Below are 872 nucleotides of genomic sequence, written 5' to 3' on the forward strand. Positions count from 1 at the left end.
TTCAGGAGTGATTATGGCCAGCGCTGAGCCCCGTGTAGGGCAGCTACGCAGCAAAATCGAGATGACTCTGCATACCTATCCGGCAGTGCTTGCCTGGCACGGACGCGGTGTCGAAAGCGGCAAGCCACAGGTGGTCGGTCTCAAACAGTTTCTGTCGCTCGCCGGACGTGTCCATCAGGCAGCAGGCCGGGACGATCCCTACGCCGACAGCTGGCTGCTCATGCTCGAGGAGAAGATCGACGAGACCCGACAATCGCTCCATCAACTGGAAAAGCGAGTGAGCCAGGTTCTGAAGCAGATCCCGGAGGGGCTCGATGTCAGCCGCAACGTCAGCCAGCAACCGTTCGTGAGCCCCGTGTTCACCGGAGGTCAGATGGGCTGGCAGGCGGTCATGCTGCTGATGCAGTACGACAGCATCGTTCGCGATGTGCTGCTGGCCCATCACATTGGACTGCTGGGCAACAAGCAGCGTGGCGCGATGATTCGCGATCAGGGCGGCCACGCCCTGCGATCGCTATGTTACGCGCCGGTCAAGTTTCCGGGGTTCAGCGGGGCGACGCGTGATGACTTCGCAGCCAATAACGCCAAGGCCCGAAACGCTCTCGAGAAGTACGGCGAGCTACCGCAGGACATCTTTGAAGGGACGCGCCGCAGTGAGTTTGCACCGACGATCCGACGCCAGGGAGCCGAGCTGGCCGGCAGTGATCAGGATCACAAGCTCGAAGGCGCGGATCTAGACGACGCTCAGTTGCTGCCCCAGCTCGGAGAATCCGAGGACTAATGCTGCAAGGTGATGCGGGGGAATCACTCCAGCAAGAGCAGGTTAGGGTGATTCCACTGGAATCACTTCAACGAGACCAGGCCGGGGTGAT

Annotated in this window: 1 protein-coding gene; it reads left to right on the top strand. The window is 60.8% G+C overall.

Features of this window, described 5'->3' with window-relative positions; all coding sequences use genetic code 11:
- Positions 1 to 13: 13 nt before the first annotated feature.
- Positions 14 to 781, top strand: coding sequence for a PFL_4669 family integrating conjugative element protein (locus tag CCD76_RS19350; protein ID WP_075563463.1), 768 nt, complete (start codon positions 14 to 16; stop codon positions 779 to 781).
- Positions 782 to 872: the final 91 nt, after the last annotated feature.

This window comes from Salinicola salarius (genome assembly GCF_002179555.1).
Classification (GTDB): domain Bacteria; phylum Pseudomonadota; class Gammaproteobacteria; order Pseudomonadales; family Halomonadaceae; genus Salinicola; species Salinicola salarius_A.